Origin of the sequence: Brevibacillus sp. LEMMJ03 (assembly GCF_007197875.1) — a bacterium.
Taxonomy (GTDB): domain Bacteria; phylum Bacillota; class Bacilli; order Brevibacillales; family Brevibacillaceae; genus Brevibacillus; species Brevibacillus thermoruber.
The window spans coordinates 162,245-186,834 of sequence record NZ_VKJN01000001.1 but is presented as its reverse complement, the minus strand read 5'-3'; the positions used below and the strand labels follow the sequence as shown (position 1 = coordinate 186,834).

The 24,590-nt window shown below is 49.9% G+C and carries 12 protein-coding genes; 3 read left to right on the top strand and 9 right to left on the bottom strand.

The features are described 5' to 3' along the window. Positions 1 to 128: 128 nt before the first annotated feature. Positions 129 to 776 (bottom strand): response regulator transcription factor, encoded by a 648-nt coding sequence (locus tag FOI68_RS00850; RefSeq protein WP_044900223.1) that lies wholly within the window; start codon positions 774 to 776, stop codon positions 129 to 131. A gap of 256 nt (positions 777 to 1,032) precedes the next feature. Here FOI68_RS00850 and FOI68_RS00845 point away from each other — a divergent pair, with 256 nt between their 5' ends. Then, complete coding sequence (locus FOI68_RS00845) at positions 1,033 to 2,079, top strand: helix-turn-helix transcriptional regulator (RefSeq protein WP_143862083.1); 1,047 nt, start codon at positions 1,033 to 1,035, stop codon at positions 2,077 to 2,079. Here the strand turns inward: FOI68_RS00845 and ltaE are convergent. The 8 genes from ltaE to fabF are packed head-to-tail and all read right to left on the bottom strand — an operon-like array spanning position 2,027 to position 21,175. Further along, entirely contained in the window at positions 2,027 to 3,073 is a 1,047-nt protein-coding gene (gene ltaE, locus FOI68_RS00840; protein ID WP_029099752.1) for a low-specificity L-threonine aldolase, read from the bottom strand. The genes FOI68_RS00845 and ltaE overlap by 53 nt on opposite strands. Next, complete coding sequence (locus tag FOI68_RS00835; protein ID WP_143862082.1) at positions 3,054 to 4,310, bottom strand: ATP-grasp domain-containing protein; 1,257 nt, start codon at positions 4,308 to 4,310, stop codon at positions 3,054 to 3,056. Before FOI68_RS00835 ends, ltaE begins: the two co-directional genes overlap by 20 nt. Next, complete coding sequence (locus tag FOI68_RS00830) at positions 4,285 to 5,340, bottom strand: cysteine synthase family protein (protein ID WP_044900219.1); 1,056 nt, start codon at positions 5,338 to 5,340, stop codon at positions 4,285 to 4,287. The genes FOI68_RS00835 and FOI68_RS00830 overlap by 26 nt, the downstream gene beginning before the upstream one ends. Beyond that, the gene (locus tag FOI68_RS00825) at positions 5,340 to 6,230 is read right to left on the bottom strand and encodes a GHMP family kinase ATP-binding protein (protein ID WP_029099393.1); all 891 of its coding nucleotides are present in this window, start codon (positions 6,228 to 6,230) and stop codon (positions 5,340 to 5,342) included. The genes FOI68_RS00830 and FOI68_RS00825 overlap by 1 nt, the downstream gene beginning before the upstream one ends. Further along, on the bottom strand, positions 6,227 to 7,732 hold the full coding sequence (locus FOI68_RS00820) for an argininosuccinate lyase (protein WP_143862081.1): 1,506 nt from the start codon (positions 7,730 to 7,732) through the stop codon (positions 6,227 to 6,229). The genes FOI68_RS00825 and FOI68_RS00820 overlap by 4 nt, the downstream gene beginning before the upstream one ends. After that, positions 7,717 to 11,694 carry a non-ribosomal peptide synthetase gene (locus FOI68_RS00815; RefSeq protein ID WP_160297167.1) on the bottom strand — a complete coding sequence of 1,326 codons (3,978 nt, stop codon included), beginning with the start codon at positions 11,692 to 11,694 and terminating at the stop codon, positions 7,717 to 7,719. Before FOI68_RS00815 ends, FOI68_RS00820 begins: the two co-directional genes overlap by 16 nt. A 29-nt stretch (positions 11,695 to 11,723) precedes the next feature. Then, on the bottom strand, positions 11,724 to 19,904 hold the full coding sequence (locus tag FOI68_RS00810) for a non-ribosomal peptide synthetase (protein ID WP_143862080.1): 8,181 nt from the start codon (positions 19,902 to 19,904) through the stop codon (positions 11,724 to 11,726). 29 nt (positions 19,905 to 19,933) lie between these two features. After that, a complete protein-coding gene (fabF, locus tag FOI68_RS00805; protein WP_044900214.1) occupies positions 19,934 to 21,175 on the bottom strand; it encodes a beta-ketoacyl-ACP synthase II in 1,242 nt (413 codons plus the stop codon). Between the two features lie 230 nt (positions 21,176 to 21,405). On the opposite strand from fabF, the gene FOI68_RS00800 reads away from it, so the two are divergent. Continuing rightward, positions 21,406 to 22,137: an ABC transporter ATP-binding protein gene (locus FOI68_RS00800; protein WP_029099390.1), complete on the top strand. Its 732-nt coding sequence runs from the start codon at positions 21,406 to 21,408 to the stop codon at positions 22,135 to 22,137. Next, the gene (locus tag FOI68_RS00795; RefSeq protein ID WP_185973843.1) at positions 22,097 to 24,571 is read left to right on the top strand and encodes an ABC transporter permease; all 2,475 of its coding nucleotides are present in this window, start codon (positions 22,097 to 22,099) and stop codon (positions 24,569 to 24,571) included. Before FOI68_RS00800 ends, FOI68_RS00795 begins: the two co-directional genes overlap by 41 nt. Positions 24,572 to 24,590 lie beyond the last annotated feature (19 nt).

Genomic DNA, 24,590 nt, shown 5'->3' with positions numbered 1-24,590 from the left:
TAAGAGATGTATCTTCATCATAAGCAAGCTGCGACAGCGATGCCCCCGTATTTCCCGCAAAGTATAAACAGCTCTACCATTTTTCCTGATAGAGCTGTTCATCGTCGGTCTGCCACTTGCAAGACCTGTCAAAGTATTCGCTTGTTCAGCATCTGCCTGAACATATTTACTTTTGTCATCTTCACAGCCAGTCCAACCCTGCTTTTTACCCCCAATTTTTGCATGCACGCGGCGATATGGTACTCCACTGTTCGCTTGCTGAGGTAGAGGGTATCCGCTATTTGTTGATTGGTTCTGTCATTCGCCAGTTCCTCAGCCACGCGAAGCTCCATTTCTGTCAATGTTTCCGGCAAATGGAACTCCATGTCGAAATCGTCTGCGGTCTTCTCTGCCCTCCAGCCAGAAAAAAGCGTATCCATGAACTCGCTGGAGAAGTAGCAGCTTCCTCTTTCCACAACATTGATGGCGATTTTGAGTTCGCTGGGGCATTCCTTCATCAGGATGGCCTGGGCGCCTTGGACAAATTTTGCGTAATGCTTATATTTAGTGCTCAGCAGGATAATCGTTCGAGGATGCTTGTTTTGTATGTGGAGCGAGAGAGTATCCTTCGTGAGACTTAATATGACAAGATCGAACTTTTTCATAAAAACGGGATCCGAGAGTAAATCCTGGTTGTTCAAAAAATGACAGGCGTACCTTTTTACAGACAGCAAATTCGAATAAAATGATTGCTTCCCTTCTCTCTCGTCAACGATTAAGATGTTGCGTACACCCATTCTATGTTCACCTCTACTTGCATGTACGCATGAACGGGACGGAAGAAAAATCCTTTAATTTGCTGTCCGTTTCGGCGACCGGGACGCGAGGAAACCGCTGCGATTTTTGAAGAAACATGTATGCCATCTTTTTACTTTCCATATTTTTTATCCCACCTTTTCAAATTTCTACTTCAAATATACGGAAGAATTCTGTTAAAATGTATATGCAAACATGCATTTTTTTACATGTAAGTATCAAAAAGGGAGTCAACCTATGAAAACGATAGGGGATAAAATCCAGTATTTTCGAGAGAAACGGGGCTATTCCAGAAAGTATGTTGCCGAAGACATTTGTGACGAATCCACATTGTTTCGGATTGAGAAGGGGAACCATATACCGCGTTTGGACATTTTGCAAAGCATCTGTCTGAAATTGAAGATTCCGGTCGATTACTTGCTTACCTATGAAAACGAAACGCTCATTCATTTTGTTGCGAAAATTCATAGATTATGTAGAGAAAGTCTTTATTTCCACGATTATACCACGCTGCAATACCTCATCGAAGAAGCAATCACATTTGTTAAAAGGAACAAAAGCTTTCGGGACAGCAGCTTCTTGAAATTTATTGAATGGCAAAAAGGCATCCTGTATTACCGGATTGACCGCCATCCGCGAAAAGCAGAGCAAACGTTTCGCAAGCTGATTTCAAGCGGCAAAATTGTCAATGAACTGGACATCAATGTTGCCAATTCGCTTGCGCTGCTTCTGATCGAGATGGATCAAAAGGCTGAGGCATACCGCCTGTTGACAGATAGCATGAGTGCATTGGAAAGTCTACCCTTCGTAGAAGACAAGACCCTTTTCCCCAGATTAGGCTACAACCTGGCGTACATGCACTACCACCAAAAACGATATGATCTCTGCCTGGAGCTGGGCTATCGATTGCTTCTCTACTTATATTCGCATCACTTGCACTACTCGGCAGGAGAGATCTACCATATGCTGGGCATTGTGTATAGCAATGCGGGCAACCTGGAGCATGCCAGAGAGTATCTGGAGCATGCCGTTTCCATCTTCAAATTTGAACTTCGCGAGCAATTGTACGTCCAAGCGGCAAAAACCCTTGCCGAAATCCATTTCAAGCTTGGAGAAACCGATCAAGGCCACATCATTTTGCAAAAGGCCCAAGATTTGTGCAAACGCATTTCGGACCTGCACTCAGTAAAGAAACAGGGACAAAAAATAGAGCATACCGAAAATCAGTATGCTAAAATGGGCCTTTCTTCATCATCTCTTCCACTACTTGAACCGCTCTATTAATATCATCAGTCGTTATATGTCTATGAACAACCGCTCTAATCCTTCCATAGCCCATCTCTGAAAAAATCACGCCACGAGACTTTGCCGTTTGCAAAAATGAATCCCAAGAATAACGAGGATCGGTTACTCGAAAGATGACGATGTTTGTTTGCACCTGCTGGACATCCAATTCGATTCCGTTGATCCTTGCCAATCCATCGGCCAATTGTTTTGCATGCCTGTGATCCTGATCCAACCTTGCAACCATCGTATGTAACGCTATAATACCAGGCGCCGCAGCAATCCCTGCTTGCCTCATTCCTCCGCCCAACATCTTTCTTATTTTTCTCACTTTGTTTATATGAGACTGAGTTCCTGCTGCAATCGAACCAATTGGGGCAGACAATCCTTTTGACAAACAAAATTGAACCGAATCGGCATATCGAGCGATTTCTCTTACGTCCAGATCGAGGGCAACTGCCGCATTAAAAATACGGGCACCATCCATGTGGACAGGAACATTGCGTTCCGCCGCAAATTCCTTTACCTCTTGCAAATAAGCGATCGGCAAAACTTTTCCGCCGCAACGATTGTGGGTATTTTCCAGACAAATTAAAGAAGGCAAAGCAAACTGAGGATCCTCTTCATCAAACGGAAACGCCTTTGCAAGATCGTGCAGCAATAGTCGTCCATCCGCCTGAGTAGGTATCGGCTCGTATACAATCCCGCCGCAAACGGAGGCGCCGCCGGCTTCGTAAATATAGATGTCTGATTCATTGCCAACCAGCACCTTGGAGCCGCGAGGACAATGGGCCATTATGGAAGCCAAGTTTGCCATTGTACCGCTTGGCATAAAGCAGGCCGCTTCCATCCCCAGCATGTTGGCGGCCAATCGCTCCAGTTCATTCACAGTTTGATCCTGCCCGTACACGTCGTCTCCCAGCATGGCATGTTGAATGGCATCCATCATTTCCTGCGTCGGCAGGGTAACCGTGTCACTCAGAAAATTCAGCAACAGACACACGCTCCTTCATCTTTACTTCCACATTGTCCATTTGACTCAACAGCTGATGCAGCTCTTTTCCATCTGCTGCAGCCGCAATGATGTAGCCCAGTCGTCCGTACGCATTTACGACTCTTTGCACCAGCTTTCCCGGCTCTGCCCTGCATACGACTTCCTTCACACCCGGCAGTTGCCGAAGCTGTTCGATGCCGGTCACCTCCTGAATTTCTCCCGCTTCTTTTGGGATCAGAAAGCGAATCCCTGCATATTGTAGAGGCTGGCTGCCAAGCTCAGGGGACAAGCCAACCGCAGCTTTGAGTTGTTCCTTTAACACATCCATACCGGTCGCATGCCGAATCAGTTCGGGAATCATCCCCCCGGCCAATCGTCCATTGCACTCTACAAGGAATAGCTTTTCGTCTACGATTTTGATTTCCAGATGGCACGGCCCGAAGCGCCAATCCAGCTTTTTCAGCATGGACAGCACTCCCGTTTCCACGACCGTTTTGATTCGATTTGAAGCCAGGGACGGGAAAATATGGCCAGTTTCGATACAATAGGGCTCTCCCCCGATGCTCTTATCCGTTATGCCGATGATGGAGTGTCGCCCCTCATATGAAAAAACCTCGACACTGTACTCCGGTCCCTCCACGTACTCTTCGATCAAAGCGACTTGAGCGGTCGGTTGTTGGCGGACATTTCGTTTCACCGCCAATATCTCCTTCACCTGCCCGTGCAGCTCCGTAAAGGAAAGGCATTTTACGACCTGGTTGGACCCACTGTCATCGACTGGCTTGACTATGCACGGGAATTTGATATGCTGCTTGATTTCCTCCAACTGCTGTACATGGTCGACAGTAAAAAACCAGGGCTGGTAAAGCTCAGGAAGGTCCCGCAGCAAGGCGCGGACAGCCGCCTTGTTCCTGCACGTTTTCATCGCAATGGGCGGGTTGCCGCGCCATCCAAATCGCTTGGCCAGAAGCGCGACTGTATAAATGTAATATTCGCTGGTCGTCGTTATGCCCGCGATGTCCTCCCGTTTAAAATGAAGCGGAATCGTTTCTGCCAGTTTTTCCGGATCGTTTGTATCGCACACGACGATCTCGCAGCTTTGGTCGCGCAAGCCCTCATAGCGGTTCGGTTCACTGGTCAACAGCACCGGATCATATCCCAGTTCCTTTGTTCGCTGCAAGGCAAGCATGCCTGTTCCGGTTGTATTTGACTCAATAAACAGCAGTTTTCGCTTCATGTCCAAATTTCCCCTTGTTAAAGTGAAAGTACGTCCATTCGGAGACATCCTTTAATTCTTCAATGCGAGCAGGCGAAACACGCAAGCTCTCCTTTTTCAATTGGTGGGCGTTGAAAAAATCATCGCTGTAAATCGAGTGAAGATAGCGATCCCCTCTGTCCGGGAAGATGCAGGCAATCACTGACTGTTCCGATACCTGGCTACTCAGCCACCTTGATACGGCGTACACGCTGCCTGAACTGTTCCCCGCAAAGATTTTTTCCTGAACGGCGAGCTCCCGCGTCCATGTGAAAGCTTCTTCGTCATTCAACCAGTGAACTTCATCGATGACAGAGAAATCAACATTGGGCGAGCGCAAGCTGTTGCCCAGGCCGCTTTGCAATCGTTTGGGATTGTCTGTTTGGTAGAAGATAACGCTGCCTACGGCATCGACAGCGATGACGGTCAAATCGGGATTTCTTTCCCGCAATGCTTTGGCTGTTCCGCATAGAGAGCCTCCACTCCCTACTGAACCGACGAGATAATCGACGCGCCCCAGCTCTTGTACCAAGTCATCCGCCAACTGCCGATAGGCCAGCGGATTTTGTGGATTCTCGTACTGCTTTGGCCAATATGCATGGGGATATTTGTCCAGCAAACCATGCAAATAATTCAGCCTTGCTTTTTGCCAGCCCCCATCCGCTTCCATTTTCTCCACAATATGCACCTGCGCCCCCAACGCCCTGAGTTTTCCTAGCGTTAATTCATCAATGCGCGGGTCGGTGACAATGTGGACTTCATGCCCCAGGTATGTGCCAATCATGGCAATGCCCAAGGCCAGCGTTCCCGACGAGCTTTCCACGATCGGCGCATGATCCTGGAGCTCGCCGGTTCTCTTGGCAGCCATAATCATTTCCTTGGCTACCCTGTCTTTCATGCCATAGGGATTCAACAGTTCCAGCTTTGCGTATACAGGAGCTTTACTATTGCCATCCAGCCGCAGCCGGATTAGCGGCGTCTTTCCAATCAGGTCGATCAGGCTTTTCTCCATCACACCAAAACCTTCTTTCTTTCCATAGTGGACATTGATTGGAATATTTCTGTCGGGCAGCCCAACTGTTTCAACAAAGACAGCCCTTCTTTTACTTTTTCATAATAGGCGCTGTCATTTTCAGAAAGGAGGATGCCGATAAATGTCCCGCTATGAGCCGTAACTATCCCCGCCCCTTCAATTGACCGACAAATTCTGTTTACCTGAGCAAACGTCTTCTTTGGATGCAGCTTCTGGTTCAATTCCGCGCTTCTCGTAGCGACCGCTCCTATTCCCCCCGCATCCTGGGCACGTATGGCAGCGGTTATCCTCTCAAGCAGCACGGCATATTCTTGCCTGTCTTCTTCTGTGAAAGGCTTGGGCAGGCAATTGAAATCGACCGTATTTACTTCGCCGCCCTCATCCAGGGCGATCACGGTAAACGGAGGGCACTCCCCTATCCGTTCTCTCAATCTCACTTCTTTGTGGTAATAAGAGACGATGCCAGGGTACATAATCCCGTCGGATGGCTCAATATCGCGAAGGATGTCCTCGATCACCTGGGTAGGAATGTCAATGTCATGGCAGGATTCAATGGCTTTTACAGTCGCCATCATATCTGCCGTCGAACTCGCCAGCCCCTTTCCTTGCTGAAGCTGACTTTCCAAATACAATGTGCCTTTGACGGGCAAGCCGTAATACTCAAGGATTCTCTTGGCAAAATGAAGCGACTTCCGCTTCCACGCAGGATATACGCTTAACTCTTGATCCTGAGCTGAGCATACATATTTGCACGTCGAGTACTTCTCGACAGGAAACGTTACCAAAAAGTCCTGGCCGCTCGGCAAAACACCTTGCAGCAGCTCTCCAAAGGTGCCATGAGCTTCCCCTTTCCCCACTTTCAGTCTCATCGGTCATACTCCTTACCTTCAGACGTCATCCATCTGGCCAACTCTTCCCGCTGCTGCTTCAGATCAGTGGCAATTCTGCTGAATACCTGTTTGCATTGGGCGGCCTCTTGCGTTTGCAAGACAATCATGTCCTTCACTGCGTCCGGGTTTGTAGATCCTGCCGATCGCTTCATGGTTAAGGCAGCATGTAAGCCAAAGAGCGATTGCAGCTCTTGCTGCGTGATTCGATTGACAAAGCCGTGCTCACGGCAAATCTCCTGCAAGACTTCCACAGAAACATGCTGTGGAGATTGTCCGGCTTGGATCGACTGGGTGATAAACTGTCCGGCTATCACCTGCGCCTGCCGATACGGTATTCCGCTTTTTTCCGTGATCCGGTTTGCCAGCGAAAACCCCCCATAGTAATCCTTTGTGCAGCATTGCTTCATCTTTTCGCTTTGAAACTGGATGTTTTCAAATACGAGCATGAGTAAATCAAGCAGCACTTGCATTTCCTGGAACAGGGAGAGGAGGTTTTTGCTCGCCTCCTTGGAAACCTCCACCAGATTGCTGTAGGCCGTGTTTCTTTGGCCGAGCAAAAAATCGACATAGTATGTGAGCAGATGGGCGGTTTTTCCCCTGGTTCTTTCCAAAATCGGAAAATTTCTCTTTTGGGGCATCGAGGATGAAATGCCGGCCAGTTCGTCGGGAAAGTCAATAAATTGGTACTCGCTGCTCCCCCAGTTCATCAGGTCGGTCAGGAAGCGGCTCATGTTGTTCGCAAAAAAAGCCAGGCAGCTCCCGATGTCCAACAGCCAGTCCCGCGAAGCAACCCCGCTCAGGGCATGGCCAATGTACGATGTAAATCCCAAAGACCTTGCCAATTGCAGGTTGTCCACGGGATATTCCTGTCCGGACATTGCCCCGGAGCCAAGCGGACAATATGTGTTCATCGCTTCCAATGCGGCAATCATCCTTTTTTCTGTCTCCAGAAGGTGTTTGCTGATCGCTGTCAGATAGAAGGAAACACTGATGATTTGCGCGGATTGAAAATGCGTGTACCCCGGCATGATGACCGTATGGTACATGTTTGCTCGATCCAAAATGACATCCCGCAGCATCTGAACTTTTTCGATCAGCGCGACCCACTGCTCCCTTGCATACATGAGCTGCGCGCATGCTTGAAAATCGTTGCGGCTCCGGTCGATATGCCATTTGACAACAGGTTGTTCCAACCGATTTTCAATCGACCGCTCCAGCGTGAAAGCCATGTCCGTCATATTTTCTTTTGATGATTGAAGCAGCGTTTCTTTCGTAATGCCCTGGATGGCTTTCAAAAGCGAACGCACCTCTTCTTTCGTCAAAATCATTGCCGTTTCGTACGAACGCAAAAGAGCCGCTTCAATCTGAATGTAATGGTCGAAATAGTGGTGCAATTCATATTCAAACTGGGGATAAAGCACTGCCGTAGTATAAGTGTTATGCGGTGAATTTTTCACACGTCCGGTCAACCGTGCTTGCATAAGCTCAGCTCCAATTTCAAAATTTCCGAGATTGTTTTCCCTACATGTTCCACCTGCGGAGATGCCATCAAATTGTTGTGGTGTCCTCTCAAGGAATAGGTGTAGACCCTTCCCGTCGTTCTTTTTTTCCACTTCTCGATGTCAACCAGCTCATGGGGGTTGCTCGGATCGATCTCCTCGCAAGCGAGAATATGCAAATCCGTTTTGATGGGGGCAGAGAAGACGTAGCGGTCGCATGCCATGTTATTGGCAGCCATGACGTTGATAATGCGATGTACGTCTTCCAATTCGGCATTTGGCGGCAATCGCTTGCTTCGCACCGCTGCTTCCAAAATCATCTGACATTTTTCCGTTTCAGTAAGCCCGGCGAATGTTTCCGTATCAATCGACAGGCTGCTTGCCCACACGGTCAACGGATCTTCGCGATGCTCCCTGGTGGCTGCCTCATCAAACGGATGCGCATCGAGTAAACCGAGAAACACGATCGGTTCCCCGTTTGCTTCCAGAATCCGGGCCATTTCAACAGCGATGGTTCCCCCCATCGACCACCCCGCGAGCTGGTACGGTCCCTTGGGCTGAATCTTTTGCATTTCCTTTACATACAAGGCCGCCATCTCCCTTATATCATGGAGCGGGGCCGTATTTTTCTCATAGCCTTGTGACTGTATCCCGTACATGCTGATGTCCCGATCAATATTCCTGACGAGGGGAACATAGCATATCGTTCCTCCTCCCCCGGGATGAATCAGAAACAAGGGGGGTTCATCGCAGCGACTTTCTTTCAGCTTCACAACAATCCCGCTGTCATCTGGAGTGTCGTCTTCCGCTTGCAAGTACTCGCCCAAAGCTTCAATGGTTCTGTAAAGAAACAAATGTGAAGGAGCAAGCCTTACGTTCATGCGTTTTCGCAGCATACCGACGATCTCAATGACTTTGATGCTATGTCCTCCCAGATCAAAAAAGTCTTCGTTGATCCCGATCTCGCTTACATGCAATACTTCTCTCCAGATAGCAGCCAGCTGCTGTTCCAGCTTGGTTCGAGGCTGTATTTTCTCTTCGCTTTCCAACGCATTTTTTTCAAACGAGAGCCGGCTTTTATCCAGCTTTCCGTGAAGCGTCACCGGCAATTTGTCCAGCCAGTTGACCACGTGCGGAATCATGTAATGAGGCAGTTTTGTGGCTAGGCGTTTTTTCAATTCCTTGGCCGTAAGCGACATCCCGGTTTGTTTGACAAGAAACGCGAAAATTTTTTTATCGCCGTGCACCTCTTCGACCAGAACGGCCGCCTCGCTGATTTCCGGCTGCTGCAGCAGCGCATGTTGAATTTCTTCCAGTTCAATGCGGAATCCCCTGACTTTGACTTGGCTATCTTTCCGCGAAACAAACAAATAATCTCCCGAGTCGAGTTGTTTGACCAAATCTCCGGTACGATAGTATCGCTGCGCTGTCCCCGTTATGTCGATCAGAGGAAAGGCCTTTTCCGTCAGCTCTTGATTGTTTACGTACCCTTTGGCTACACCGGGCCCGCCGATAAACAGCTCCCCGATGACACCTTGCGGGACCGGTTGAAAATGTTCGTCCAGCACTACGAGATGATAATGGGGGAACGGTTTGCCGATCGGTGCAATCAAGCAGTCCTGGTCAGCGTCGCACTTCCAATAGCTTGCGGCCACACACGCTTCTGTCGGTCCGTACAAGTTAATCAGCGGAATCCCGCTGTCCATGTTTTCGGCAAATTTCCGAACGAGCTTGTGCTGCAAGGCCTCTCCGCCCGTAAATACATATCGGAGATGGCTGTTTTGGGTAAACGCAGGCTGATCCAGCAGTTTCTCCAGCAAGCTGTGGAAAAGCTGGGCTCGCGTAATCCGTTCGTCTCTGATCAAATCTCCCAAATAGTCCGTGTCGAATTGCTTGTCAGGGTGGGTGATTACCAATGTTCCCCCGCCGATCAGCGAACAAAAAATCTCTGTCATCGCCGGGTCAAAGCTGCACCCGATGTTTTGGAGGACCTTTTCCTCTGGGCTGAACGGAAACTCCTGAAGAAAACCGGTGATATGGTTCACCAGAGACGCATGCGTAATGCCGACCCCCTTGGGCTTCCCTGTCGTTCCCGACGTATAAATGACATAGGCCAAGGCTTCCTCGGGGCAAAGAGAAAGCGTCCTTTCAAGCTCGTCGGCAGGCTGCCTGTCGAAAATGTCCCGAGGCGCAAGAATCGTCATGTTCTCTTTCCACGCATGGAACAAGGGATCGTCTGTGATCATGACAGTCGATTGGGCATCTTCCGCCATGATTCTCACCCGCTCAATCGGCAGCGCAGGATCGACGGGCATATACACGCAGCCGCTTTTCAACACTCCCAGCAAAGCTGCGATTTGCTCGGGTGATCGCTTCAGACGAATGCCGACGATGCTGCCCGGCTGAACTCCTCGGCTGACCAGCTCATGTGCGATTTGATTTGACCGTTGATTCAGCTCTTTATATGTAAAGGCTTGCTCATGCCCTTTGACCGCAATCCTGTCCGGCATCAGCCGTCCCTTTTGCTCCACCAGGGTATGGATAAACTGGGGAGTCATCCTGGCAAGCAGCAGATTTTGGGAGTGCAGCCTCTTCCTCTCCTCTTTCGTTAACAGATTCAGCTTACAAATCGGCTTTTCCGGGTTGCTCAAGATTTCTCTGATCAACGTTATGTAGTGCTGACTAAAACGTTCGATTGTTTTTCGATTGAAAAGATCGGTGCTAAATTCGATCTCGCCTGACATTTTCCCGCCTTCGCATGAAATGTACAGCACCAGGTCAAACTTCGACGTATTCGTATTGATCTTTTCGTTTTCAATCGCAAATGGAACGTCTGTATACTCTTCCTGACCCTCATGGAGAGTAAAGAGCGCCTGGAAAAACGGATGATAGCTGCTGTCTCGGTCCGGGTTCAATTCCTGTACCAGTTTTTCAAAAGGAACCTCGTTGTTTTCATACGTCAGCAGAAAGGATTTGATCGTTTCTTTGATGATTTTGTGGAAGCTGCTGTACGGTCGGATAAAGGTCCGAACCGGCAACGTATTGACGAAAAAGCCGATCAGGTCTTGCGTAAACGGATGAGAACGGTTGGCAATCGGCGTACCGATCACAATGTCTTTTTGCCCGGTATAGCGGTAGAGAAGCACATTGAATACGGCCAGAAAAAAGGTGTAATGAGTGGCCTGATGGGATCGGCAAAACATGTTGATCGGTTCGACCAAGGCGCCGGGAATTTCAAATTTTACATTGCCCCCCGCATAAGACTGTTCCTTGGGTCTCGGTCGGTCGGTCGGGAGCTCCAGCAACGCAGGGACTTGATCCAGATGCTGCTGCCAAAAGTGCAGCTTTTTCTGCAAATGCTCTCCTTCCAGCCTCTCTCTTTGCCAGTTTGCGTAGTCTGCGTATTGCAAAGGAAGCTCCTCGTATCTCTCGACTCGGCCCTGTTCGATCATCGGGTAGATGGTTACCAGTTCTTTTTTCAGAACCTCCAGCGACCAGGCATCAAAGATAATATGGTGAATATTGATCAACAGATAATGGTAGCCTGGATTGACTTCGATCAACTGAAATTTGATTAACGGGCCATTCTCCAAATCAAAAGGCTCCAACGCAAATTTCTGGAGGTATTCCGAAAAGGGCTGCTCCCGCTCCAACTCCTCCATTCTTTTTGGTTCAAGCGTCAAGGGGGGAGCTTGAAGGGAAACCTTTTGCTTCAGTTCCCCTTCTATTTCAACAAAAGTGGTTCGCAAAATTTCATGTCGCTCGATGATTTTTTGAAGTGTTCTCGTCAGGACATCCGGCTTCAATTCTCCTGTTATTTTTAGCTGCAGCGGAATATGATAGGTTGCGCTATGTGGGACCATTTGTTCAAAAAACCAGATTCTGTTTTGTTCGTAGGAAGATGGCAGCAAGTATACTTCATTTCCTGCTGAAAATGAGCACATGTTATCCCTTCCTTTACGGGTTGGACACATTACAGTTTTTGTCTAACCCTTGTTACTTTTTGAATGGGAAGATCGCTTTTCTTTTTCTTCTTTTGCAGGCAAGCAGCCAGTTCTCGGATGGTTGGATGCTCAAAAATTTCCATCAGGCTGGCCTCGTAGCCAAGCCGTTCGCTTATGCGGGCGATCATTTTCACCATCAGAAGCGAATGTCCCCCGCATTCAAAGAAGTTACTGCTTGCTCCAATGGATGAGACAGGCAGCAGCTCAAGCCATATCTTCTTCAGTTCCCCTTCTACCGGGTTTTGCAAGTGATCGTTCTCGTTGCCAGCTTCGGCAGCTCGCATGGCAGCCAGTTTCTTTCGATCGACCTTGCCGTTTTTGGTTACAGGCACCTCGTCGATCTGCATAAACCGGTTCGGGATCATGGCGAGGGGCAATTCATGGCGCAACTGCTTCCGCAGCAGTTCGGAATGCAGCTTGCGCTTGCCTTCCATCACAATGTAGGCATGCAGCTGGATTTGGCCGGCCTCCATCGTGTCCATGATCACGCACTGTTTTGCGTCGGTCTGCCGCAAAATCGCCGCAGCTATTTCATTTTTATGGATGCGAACGCCTCTGATCTTGATTTGATCGTCTGCCCGCCCCATAATCTCCAGGCTTCCATCGGGACGATACAAGCCGAGATCGCCGGTACGGTACAAACGGTCATCGTCTTGCGGACGGAAGAAATTTGGCGTAAACGGCTCTGCTTGCTTGTCCAGGTAACCGGCCGTCCGATAGGGGGTTCTAACAACGATCTCTCCTGGTTCCCCAACCCCGCACAGTTGATTCTGCTGATTGACAACGAGCAATTGCGTATCCGGAATCGGCTTTCCTATCGGGATCACTTCCTCGCAGAATTCCTCCGGCACGATATGGAAGCATTTCGCCATCGTTGTTTCGGTTTGGCCATAGAAGTTATTGATTTGCGCATCGGTCACTTTCCGCCAGGAACGAACCAGAGCGCCCGTCAATGGTTCGCCTGCGAAAAATATATGCCTGAGCGTATGCAGATGCTTGACGTTTTTCGACTGCGACAACCAATGGTCGGCCAGTGACGGCACCGCATGAAGCAGCGTTATCCTTTTCTCGGCGAGCCAATCGACGATTTCCGTCTCCTGCCTGGAAGGAATGACGAGTGTAGCGCCGCTTGTCAGAGGCAAAAAGACATCCCGCAAAAACACGTCAAATGTACTATTGGTTAACTGCGCGCTGCGATCCGCCGGTGTCACGGCAAACTGGTTTCGCTGCCAATCCAGGAAATGCGCCAAGCCATTATGCGTGCCCAGAATGCCCTTTGGCTCCCCTGTCGTTCCGGAAGTAAAGAAAATATAGGCATACCCGCAAGCCTCTTCCGGTGCAAAGCCTTCGTTTTCCTCTGTCTTGTCACTGATCAGCTCACTTACTTTATAGGCAGGCAGCTTCGATTCCGTGCCTTGATGCGTCGGCTGAAGAGGCCCGGCGGTCAGCATCAGGCGCGGATTTGCGCTTTGCAGCATCGACTCCATTCTTTTGACAGGCAACTGCGTGTCCAGGTTCATAAAAACGGCATCTGCCAAATGTACGCCGATCATGGCGGCGACCATTTCATAGCTTCTGTCCCCATACAGCGCGACGACATCCCCCGATTTTACCCCTCGCCTGCGCAAGCCATTGGCAATCTGCATGGAATCCTGGAACAACTGCCGATAGGTATAGCTTGTACCCGCATCTTCCACGGCGATCTGTTGGGGGATTTGCTCGCTCCAATGCTTTATGTTCCGCGTGATGCGCGGAAACTTGATCGTCCGCAGGCTTTCTGCAGGATCAGGCAAAATCCTCTTTGCTTCCGGCGTCACCAGCGAAAAGGACCCGACAGCCAGATCCGGCGACTGGATGGCTTGCTTTAGCAGGTGAACGAATTGATTGAGGAATTCCTGCATTCTCGCCTTTTCAAACAAATGGTTTTGATAGGCCAGCGCCAGTTGGAAGCCGCTGCTTGTTTCTTCAATGTAGAGCGTCATGAAAAATTTCGATTCGATTTCGTCCTGTTCGATTTCTTCAACCAACAGGTTCTGGGTGACAGATGTTTTGAGTTCTTCAAAATTGCGGTAATTGATCAACACATCAAACAGCGGATTTTGGTTTAGATTTCGATTCGGATTCACTACTTCCACAATTTTTTCAAACGGAATATCTTGATTGGCAAACGCCTCGAGCACTGTTTGTTTTGTCTGGTCCAATACGTCCCTGTAGGCTGCATGTTGGTCCAGAACCAGCCGCAACGGCAGCGTATTGAGGTAAAGTCCCACCGATTGCTCCAATTCAGAAGAATTCCGATTGACTACGGGAGTTCCGATGACAAGATCGTTTTGCTGGGACAGTCTGGACAGCAGCAGGCCGAAAACAGACAGCATCGTCATAAAGGGAGTGACCCTTCGCTGCTGGCTGAACGCTTTGATATCTGCTGAGACTTTTGGAGACAAGGCTGTTCTCAGCGTTTCATTCTCTACCTCGCCCTCCCTTTGTCGCCGTCTGTTCATGGGAAGCTGCAGCAGCGGAATCTCTCCGTCAAACTTTTTGATCCAATAGGAAAGCTGATCCTGGTACTCGGCCTGATTGATAAAATGATTGTGTCTTAAAAGGTAGTCGACATATTGTACAGGTTGATCGTCCAAAAACGTTTCTTCGCCGCCATACAGCTTGAGCAGTTCTTCCTTGATTACCTTTAGTGACCAGCCATCACAGATAATATGATGGAAGACGAGAATCAGCACATCGGCTGACTTCCCTTTCACCAGATGAGCTCTTGCCAAAGGTGCCGCAGCGAGATCAAACGGAATGGACGTCTCACGTCGCACAATCCGCTGCAACTCCTGCTCTCCCCACTCCTCCACCTGCAGAGAAATGTCGGCCTGGGGCAGGATGATCTGCACGGGCTCCCCGTTTTTATTGCGGAAAGCGGTACGCAGCGATTCATGTCGGGCGATCAGTTGGTTGAGGCAATCGCGCAATCTTTCCGCATCAGCAGACCCGTGGAATTTCAAAACCAGCGGCATGTTGTATTTGGTGTCTTGATAGAGCTGATCCAAAAACCAAACCCGCTTTTGCGAATCCGACAGGGGGAATTGCTGATCGCGGTCAGCGGCCTGGGTAACCGGACTGTTTGCGTCGCTGGTCGCGCGTCTTTCCAAAACGCCAGCCAATGTTTCAACCGTTGGATTTTCAAACAAGTCTTTCACGTAAAGCTTTGACCCGCATTTTTTGTTGATTTCTGAAATAATCTGCACCGCTAGTAAAGAATGGCCGCCTAATTCGAAAAAGTTATCCTGGACACCCGTTTTTTGCACTCCTAATTTCTCACGCCAAATAGATAAAATGGCTTGTTCTCTATCGTTTTTCGGGGCGACGTAAGCGCCGGCGGAAGCCAGATCGCGTTCGGTTGGCTTGGGCAGCTGCTGCCGGTCGATTTTCCCGTTGGCATTTAGCGGGAATGCCTGTACTTGTACGTAATAGCTCGGTACCATGTACTCCGGCAGCACCTTTTTCAGCTCATGCTTCAATGCGCCGGGCGGAATATTGCCTTTTGCGGACGTGTAGTAAGCAGCCAAATATTGGACGTCGCTCTCGGTTTTATGCACGATGACCACAGCCCCGGAAACCCCGTCGATGGACCTGAGCGTGGTTTCGATCTCTCCAAGCTCGACCCGCATTCCTCTCAGCTTGATTTGATTGTCCTGACGGCCGAGGAACATAATGTTTCCATCCGGCTTGAAGTACCCTCTGTCGCCTGTCCGGTACATGCACTCTCCCGGATAAAACGGATCGGGGATAAAGGACTGACTCGTTCTCTCCGGATTGTTGATATATCCTCTGGCCAAGCCTGTGCCGGCAATATACAAATCACCAGGGACGCCTGGCGGAACCGGTTCCAGGAACTTGTCCAGAACATAGATGCGGTTATTGTCTATCGGACGTCCTACGGAAACGATTTCCGAGCCGTTCTCCGGCTCAGGCTCGCAATCATAGCAGGTGGAATCAATAGAAACCTCCGTTGCCCCCCATGTGTTAAACAGCTTGCCCGGCATCCTTTCATAGAACGAGCGGACCACGTCGGCGTGCAATGCTTCTCCGCTGGACACGACAATGCGCAGGTTTGTCAGTTGTCGTCTCTGAAGAGGAGTGATTTGCTCCAGGACCATTTTCAGCATGCTCGGAACAAACTGAAGCAAAGAAACATTGTGCTTTATCGCATATTCGATGATGCTGACAGGATCCCGGTGCGCTCCCTTGGGAAGAAACGCGATCTTCGCTCCGACGGTCAATGGCCAGAAAATTTCAACGGCGGAATCGTCAAACGTCAAAATCGTCTTTTGCAGTACGACTTCATGCGCCTTCAAACGATGCTTGTTCTGCATCCAGTTCATCCGGTTGACCCAGCCTTTATGCGTGTTGCTGACACCTTTTGGCTTTCCGGTCGAGCCTGACGTGTAATAGATGGATACGAGATTCTCCGGAGTGACGGAAACATCCGGCTTCGTGACTGGATATCCGTCCAAAAGGCTCTCGTGCAGCAAATAGGAAAGCAGTTCGATATCTGTTCCTTCCTGCAGACTTGTCCCCGGCTGTGTCAGGCAAATCGAAGCCTGCGCATCCCGCAAAATGGCGTAAGCCCGTTCCCAGGGGACTTCCGTATCGATTGGCAGATAAGCTCCACCCGCCTTCAAAATTCCCATGATGGACACGATCAGCTCCAAGGAGCGCTCCATGCATACCCCCACCGGCGTGTCGACCGTTACGCCCTTTTCCCGCAGCAAGTGAGCAAGCTGATTCGCCTTTTCATCCAGCTCTTTGTAAGTCAGGCACTCCCCTTCATACTCGGCGGCGATGTTGTCCGGCGTCCGCTTCGCTTGGGCTTCAAACCATTCGTGCAGGGCAACATCCGGGAACTCGTAGGCCGTCTCATTAAACGTGTGGATCATGAACCGTTTTTCCGTCTCGCTCATCACGGGAACCTGTTCAACAGGAATGAACGGCTGTTCCAGCACTCCCCGGCAAAGCTGCAGAAAATGCGAACTAAACCGCTCGATCGTCTCTTCCTGATACAAATCGGTCCGATACTCCCATTTCCCGATATATTCGTCGCCGCTCCGTTCGATAAACAGCGTCAGATCAAACTTGGCAGTCTGGTTATGGAGGGGAACCGGTTCGCTGACAGTCAGGTTCTTTCCATGGTCAAACTCAAACGAAAAGTCCTGGAAGCTGAACATATATTGAAACAGAGGCTGCCGGTTGACAGAACGCTGCGGTTGAAGCTCTTCCACCACCTTGTCAAACGGGACGTCGCCATATGAGAATGCTTTTACCGCAGTGTCGCTTACCTGCTGTACAAGCTCTGAAAAGCTGGAGCCTTCGCGGATTTCATTTCGGATCACCAACGTGTTTACGAAAAAGCCGATTAACCCCTCCAGCTTGGCGTGATTCCGCCCTGCGGAAGTCGTACCAATCGCAATGTCTTTTTCCTGCGACAAGCGATAAATCAACAGTGTAAAGAGCGAAAGCATCGCCATGAACGGGGTCGTATGATGTTGTTTGCAAAACGCCTTCAATTGCTCCAACAGTTCATTCGGGATCCGGAACATACTTACTGCCCCATCATGAGAATCGGGACGTGTTTTTTTCTGATTCGCCATCAGCTTGATAGACGGGGCCTCGGTTGCAAGCTGCTTTTTCCAAAAATCCATCTGCTCCCGATAAACGGGGGAATCGATAAAAGCATTCTGCCAGCACACATAGTCGCTGTATTGAATGACATGCCCTTCCCGGCCTTCCTGCGCCTCACAGTCCGTCCCGCCCGTCATGTCGTTGTATTTCTTGAGCAGGTCGGATTGGAACACGTAATTCGACCAGCCGTCCCAGACGATATGATGGACATTGTAGTAAAAGAGATGCCGATTATCCGCCAGATGATACAGCTTAAACCGGTATAGCGGATCGGAAGTCAGGTCGAACGGGATCCTCGCGTCTTCCGCCATCGCCTGAAGAGCTGTTTGCCTGGCTGATTCGTATGGCAGCCCGGATAAAGAGACAAGCTCCAGATTGCTCTTTTTTGAGGCATCAACAATCTGGAAAGGACGGCCATCCTCCTCGAAAAAGTTGGCCCTCAACACTTCATGACGGGCCAGCACAGACTCCAGGCTGGCAACAAACGCATCGTAGTCTAGAGGTCCCGTTATTTCAAAATAGTTGGGCAGGTTGTACAAGGAACTGGTTCCTTGCCATTCATTGATAAACCAGAGCCGCTTTTGTGCAAACGACAAGTCTCTCTTCTGCTCCTTGTTTCCGGCCGGCAGCAAATTCGGCTCTTCCGCGATGCAAGACTGTGACTCGATAAATTTGCTCAATTCATAAATGGTTGGATGCTGAAAGACATCTTTCAAAGCAAGCGGAATCTGGAACCGCTGTTTTACGCGAGCCACAAGCCGGGCAGCGAAAAGCGAATTGCCCCCTGCGTGGAGAAACGGCGTGTCAATACTTACTTCGTCCAATGACAAAAGCTCTTTCCAAAACGAAGCGACTAGTTTTTCGATCTCGGTCTTTGGTTGACAGTCTGCAGGAACAAACCCGCTTTTTTGAGGGGCGGGCAGACTGTTTCGATCAACCTTTCCGTTGGCCGATAAAGGGAATGCATCCAGACGGACGAAAAAGGCTGGAATCATGTAGTCGGGCAGTTGCTCCGCGATTTGTTCGCGAACGCGACTCTCTTCCCATTTCTCGTCGTCCGGGACCGTCACGTACGCGGCGAGGTAGGTGTTGTCGCCTTCGCGAATGGCAGTGACGACACACTGTTTGATATAGGGCAAACGCTCCAGTGCCGCTTCAATTTCCCCCAGTTCAATCCGGTATCCGCGTATCTTTACCTGAAAATCGACCCTGCCGATATACTCGATTGCACCGTCTTCGCGGTATTTACACAAATCGCCGGTTTTATACAAGCGTCCCCCTTCTCGGAAGGGATCGGCAATAAATTTCTCCGCTGTCAGCTCCGGTTTGTTATGATAGCCTCTCGCAAGCCCAATTCCTCCGATATGCAGTTCGCCTGCTATCCCCGGCTCCGTTATCAGCTTGTCCCCATCCAGAATCAGCAGGTGAATATTGCTGATCGGAAAACCGATGGGCACCGACTTTTCATGCTTGTCGCCTGTACACTTCCAGTAGGTGACGTCGATTGCTGCTTCTGTGGGACCGTATAAGTTGTACAGCTCCACCTGGTCAAATTTTGCGAAGAAAGCGAGCTCCATCGACTTCGTCAGTGCTTCTCCGCTGCAAATAATCCGCTTGAGAGACGGAAGCGGCGTACCCGTTTGATAAACATCCAAAAAAATTTGCAGCATCGACGGTACGAAGTGCATGGTCGTAATGTTCATCGTTTGGATGGTGTGGATCAGGTATTCGGGATCTTTATGCGCTTCCGGTCTGGCCATGACAAGGGTTGCCCCGGCAAGAAGCGGCCAAAAAAATTCCCAGACGGAGACGTCGAAGCTGAACGGCGTTTTTTGCAGGATGCGGTCGGAACTGTTTAATCGAAACTCTTTTTGCATCCACTGCAGCCGGTTGTTTAGAGCCCGGTGTGTATTCATGACCCCTTTGGGATTTCCCGTGGAACCGGACGTATAAATCATGTACATGAGATTGTCGGCAGTTATCGGAAGGTCAAGATTCGTTGCAGGCTGCTCCTGCCATTCCCCGCTCTTGTCGGCAACAATCAGCGTCGCATCCCCCAAAGACTGTTTTGCCAGGATCCCTTCCCTGCTCTTGGAAGTGACAACGATGGGGGCCTTCGCATCCGTCAGCATGTATTCCACGCGCTTTTGCGGATAATTCGGGTCAATCGGAACATAGGCGCCTCCCGCTTTCAACACGCCCAGCAATACAATGACCATCTCCAGAGAGCGGTCCATGCAAACAGCAACAGGCTCTTCTATCTGCAGCCCGCATGTCACGAGGTAATGCGCAAACTGATTTGCTTTTTCGTTAAGCTGCCGATAACTGAGCCCGGTTTCTTCATACATGACTGCGGTCTGATCAGGCGTCAGCGCTGCCTGTCGTTCGATTAAATGATGAATGCATGCGTCCATGTTCGGAAACTGCTCTATATTCACGTGTTTTTCCCGTAGATTGATCACACTCATTGCTCTTCCTCTCCCTCCGATCCGACAACTTACCCTTGCCATTCTTTGACGACGATACAAGCATTGTACCCGCCGAAACCAAACGAGTTGTTCAAAACGGTCCGCACCCGATGCGCCTGCGCCTCATTTGGCACATAGTTGAGATCGAATCCTTCATCAGGCTGATGGTGATTAATGGTTGGCGGCACGATTTGATGCTGAAGAGCCAGGATGCAGGCAATCAGCTCGACTGAACCGGACCCGGCAAGCAAATGCCCTGTCATCGACTTGATGGAGCTGACGGGAATGGACCTGGCCTTTTCGCCAAAAAGTTTCTTTATCGCGAGCGTTTCGATTTGATCGTTCAATCGCGTACTGGAACCGTGGGCACTGATGTAGTCGATGTCAGCAGGCGAAACATTGGCATCCGCCATTGCATTTTTCATCGCCATAATCGCACCTTTCGCTTCCGGATCAGGCGCCGTGACGTGATAGGCATCTGTGGTGGAGCCGTATCCCGCTATTTCCGCGAGAATCGTAGCCCCTCTTTTCTTGGCTGATTCCTCCGATTCCAGCACAACAATACCCGCTCCCGCGCCAATCACAAAGCCGTCCCGGTCCTTGTCAAAAGGACGGCTAGCCGCTTGCGGATTGTCATTCCGGGTGGATAAAGCCTTTATTTTACAAAAAGAGGCCAAATCAATGGGCGTGAATTGACCTTCCGTTCCGCCAGCAATCATAACATCCGCTTCTCCGTGTTGAATCGCTCGGCAGCCTTCGCCGATACAGTTGTTTCCTGTTGCACATGCGGTTACCCAGGCCCCGCTTTTTCCTTTTGCGCCTATCATCATCGAGATTTCGCTTGTCGGGGCTTCCACAAGCGAGGCAAATGCCAAGTAAGAGCTGACTTTTCGATACCCGTGCTGAAGCAGGTCCCGGTTGTTCTCCAGTATGAGCCTCGTTCCCCCCATGCCTGTTCCGACAATGACTCCCACGCGGTAGGGGTCTAGTTGACTCATGTCCAGCTTTGCCTGGGAAATGGCTTGCCTTGCGGCGATAATCGCATATTGCGTATTGCTTTCCATCCGTATCTTTTCTTTGTGGGTAAACCATTCATCGAGGTCAAGGTCTTTCACTTCTGCACCGATAGTCGTCGGAAACCCTTCGGTATCAAAAGCCTGAATATAGTCAACCCCGCTCACGCCCCGTACAAGGTTTTCCCAAAATGTTTTGATAGTTACTCCTATTGGCGTAACGACACCCATCCCGGTCACAACCACACGTCTTTTCATGATGAGTCCCCTTTATCCCAGCAATTTACCCCTATCATACAAAGGGAGGTTTTCTCATACATCCGTAAATCCCGCAACAATTCACTTCCACACGATTACCGTGGAATTGAATCGTTGTGACCATGTTAGGAAAAACAGGAAGTGTTCGATTTCCTATTTTTGCATGTTTCTCTTGATAATGCCACGACCCCCTGTATATACTCGGTATATACTTTCTTGGGAGGTAACCAATGATCACGGTAAAAAACCTGACGAAATGGTATCAGACAGGAGAAACGTCCTTTCAGGTACTAAAGGGGATTGATCTGGAAATTGCGCAGGGTGAATTTGTTGCCGTCATGGGACCATCTGGCTCGGGGAAAAGTACGCTGCTCAATCTGTTGGGTGGCCTGGATACCCCGGATTCGGGAGAGGTTTCCATTGGAGGAAAGTCGATACATGACTTGCAGGAGCGAGAGCGAACGTTGTTTCGCCGGAAAAACGTCGGCTTCGTTTTTCAAAACTACCAATTGCTTCCTGCGATGACCGTCGAGGAAAACATTGCGTTCCCGATGGAAGCTGAAGGCCTACCTAAATCGGTGGTGAAAGCAACGGTATCTTCCCTGGTGAAAGCCGTACATCTTCAAGGAAAAGAAGGGAATTTCCCCTCGCAATTAAGCGGCGGCCAGCAGCAGCGGGTGTCAATCGCAAGAGCGCTTGCGATGAAACCGAGCGTTATTTTGGCCGATGAGCCTACGGGCAACCTCGACCGAAAAACGGGAACAGAGGTGCTGGATTTGCTGCTGTCCTTGCAGCAGCAAGACCGTTTAACGATCATCATGGTGACGCACGACGTCTTCTCTGCCAGCTATGCTGATCGGATCATTTTCCTGAGGGATGGGGTTATCGAAATGGATATCAAGCACAAGGAAGGAGATAAGCATGATGTACTGGCGGGTATCCTGGCGCTACTTAACACGTAATAAACTGCGCTCCTTTTTTACGATACTGTCCATCCTCATCGGAATATCCAGCATCTTTGCCGTCGTGAGCACAGTCGAGACCGCCAAAAAGATGACGATGGAACGGTTGAAGCTTTACACGGGAAACGCAGACTATTCCATACAGTCAAGCAGCCATACCTTTTCCGGCAGCGTCCTGGACGACATACAGCAAGACAGCAACGTAAAAGCCGCCATAGGCGTCATTCACAAGCAGGCAAGATTTGATTTGGGCGGTCCCGAGAACCTTGCCCAAACACGCTTGCGCATAACGGGTCTGTCATCGCTCCGGAGCGAGCTGCTTACTTTGGAGGCCGTTTCCGGGAACCTTGCAAACGAGGGGATCATTCTCCCTCAAACAACTGCTGGCTTGTGGAAAAAGAACGCCGGGGATCTTGTCCGTTTGCAGTTGCCTACGGGCAATATGGAGGTCCCTGTCGCGGCGATTGTCAAAGACACGCCGCTGTTGGAAGGGCCAAGCAGTTGGGACGAAGCCAGCAGCAAAAGCTGGCGGGCTTTGGCTCCCCTCCAGACAGTCCAGCAATGGTACTCTCTGACCGGCCAAGTCCAGGAGATACGCATAAAATTGAACGATACAGCGGAGGAACAGTCCGCTCTTGCCTCTATCGGCAATAAAATTAGCGATCCGTCTGTTTTCATGGAAAAAATTGTGCTGGACGAAAAACAAACCAATCAACTGGAAGAGCTGTATCTCATGCTTTATGCCATTGGCGGCCTGTCTATGATAATCAGTGCTTTTATTTTGTACAACACCTTGTATGTCAGCGTGGTGGAGCGAAAAAATGAGATTGCCGTCATGAAAACAGTCGGTTTCATCCCCTCACAAATCAAAAAGCTGTTTTTGTGCGAGGTTCTGATTCTTTCTTTGCTCGGGCTGATTTTTGGAATTCCTCTCGGGTTGGGGCTGGCATCCCTAATGCAGAAAGGATTATTCCATTCCTTCCAAGCCAACATCAGCTATTCGCCGGAGTTTGCCATCGCTCTGCCGATCACGATCATCTTGGGCTTGTGCATCCCGTTGGCCGCTGCGCACATCCCGGTTGCATATGCGAGTAAAATCGATGTGATCGCCACGCTGAAACAAGTTCCTGCTCAAAAGAAGGAAAAAACAACCTATCGGGTTGTAGCTGGCATTGTGCTGTTATTTGGCGTGTTCTTGAACAGCATTGTCTCGCTCCTGTTTTTATTGGCGGGGGTCACACTGCTGTTCCCGTTCATACTCAGCCTGTTCACGCGCTTTTTCAAAAGGATCGGCTTCATGGGCTACGAGGGAAAGATCGCCAGCAACAACATTCTTCGCACGCTCAATCGCTCGGCCAACATGTCGGTCATCCTGGCCTTCGTCATTTGTCTAGGCCTGTTCGTCTCCTCCATCTTCGCTTCCATGGAAACGAGCATTGAATCAGAGGTGAATCACTCCTTCGGGGGAAACCTGCAGTTGTCCACGGAAACCCCACTTACTCCCGAGAAACTGAATGCGATCCAACAGTTCGAAGGCATTCATGGCGTCACCGCTTACAAAGAAAAAGAGGTTCTATGGAGTGGAGACAAGAAAACAAACCGGTTTACCATCATCAGTGCCAATCCGGACTGGTACCAAAAACACCCGTTGTTTTATGATCCCCAAAGGAAAAATACGGATTTGCTCCAGCTTCTGAAAGCGCACCCGAACGGGGTATTGCTAGGCGACTATGCTTTTCGCGAATGGGGCGGAAAAGCAGGCGATCCGATACGAATCATCCGGAATAACGTACCGACAGAGCTGATCGTGCTCGGCAAGGTCAGCACTTCTCAATACGGCGGTTATACCGCTTTTATGGAAGAAAGCCATTTCGACAAGCTGTTCCCCGAAACGAATGCCTACAAAGGCTTGATTACAGTCGCGGATCGCGCTGCCGAAACCAGTGTGAAGGACTTTCTCCTGAATACGTTCCCGTTTGATCTTGAGCGCGTGCAGACTTTATCCGAGGAGCTGGAAAAACAAAAGCGCGCCCTTCCAGGCGTAAAGAGTCTGTTCAACGGCCTGTTAATGATCTCCATCGCCGTCGTCGGGATAGGCATTCTCAATACGTTGATCATGAATGTCATGAATCGGATGCGGGAGATTGGCGTAATGAGGGCAGTGGCGTTTACTTCCGGGCAAGTCATAACATCAATCGTGAGCGAGTCGGTTGTGATGGGAATATGCGGGACCTTGATGGGCACCCTTCTGGGAATCGCGATGACTTATGTAAATGCGTTGACCATGCAGGACACGGCCGCCTCCTTTGTCATTTCTATAGATACGCTGTTGCTGTCTACCTTCAGCGGTTTGCTGATCAGTCTGCTGGCAGCTGTCGTTCCTGCCCAAAAGGCGGCGAGATACAAACTTGGTCAAGCGCTTAAACATGACTAAACAATAAGGAATGGGTTTT

Bases quoted from the DNA above. Each gene is read 5' to 3' on its own strand.
- FOI68_RS00850 (WP_044900223.1), bottom strand. From the start codon at position 776: ATGGGTGTACGCAACATCTTAATCGTTGACGAGAGAGAAGGGAAGCAA.
- FOI68_RS00845 (WP_143862083.1), top strand. From the start codon at position 1,033: ATGAAAACGATAGGGGATAAAATCCAGTATTTTCGAGAGAAACGGGGC.
- FOI68_RS00830 (WP_044900219.1), bottom strand. From the start codon at position 5,340: ATGGAGAAAAGCCTGATCGACCTGATTGGAAAGACGCCGCTAATCCGG.
- fabF (WP_044900214.1), bottom strand. From the start codon at position 21,175: ATGAAAAGACGTGTGGTTGTGACCGGGATGGGTGTCGTTACGCCAATA.
- FOI68_RS00795 (WP_185973843.1), top strand. From the start codon at position 22,097: ATGATGTACTGGCGGGTATCCTGGCGCTACTTAACACGTAATAAACTG.
- FOI68_RS00835 (WP_143862082.1), bottom strand. From the start codon at position 4,310: ATGAAGCGAAAACTGCTGTTTATTGAGTCAAATACAACCGGAACAGGC.
- FOI68_RS00800 (WP_029099390.1), top strand. From the start codon at position 21,406: ATGATCACGGTAAAAAACCTGACGAAATGGTATCAGACAGGAGAAACG.
- FOI68_RS00820 (WP_143862081.1), bottom strand. From the start codon at position 7,732: ATGCAAGCACGGTTGACCGGACGTGTGAAAAATTCACCGCATAACACT.
- FOI68_RS00810 (WP_143862080.1), bottom strand. From the start codon at position 19,904: ATGAGTGTGATCAATCTACGGGAAAAACACGTGAATATAGAGCAGTTT.
- FOI68_RS00815 (WP_160297167.1), bottom strand. From the start codon at position 11,694: ATGTGCTCATTTTCAGCAGGAAATGAAGTATACTTGCTGCCATCTTCC.
- FOI68_RS00825 (WP_029099393.1), bottom strand. From the start codon at position 6,230: ATGAGACTGAAAGTGGGGAAAGGGGAAGCTCATGGCACCTTTGGAGAG.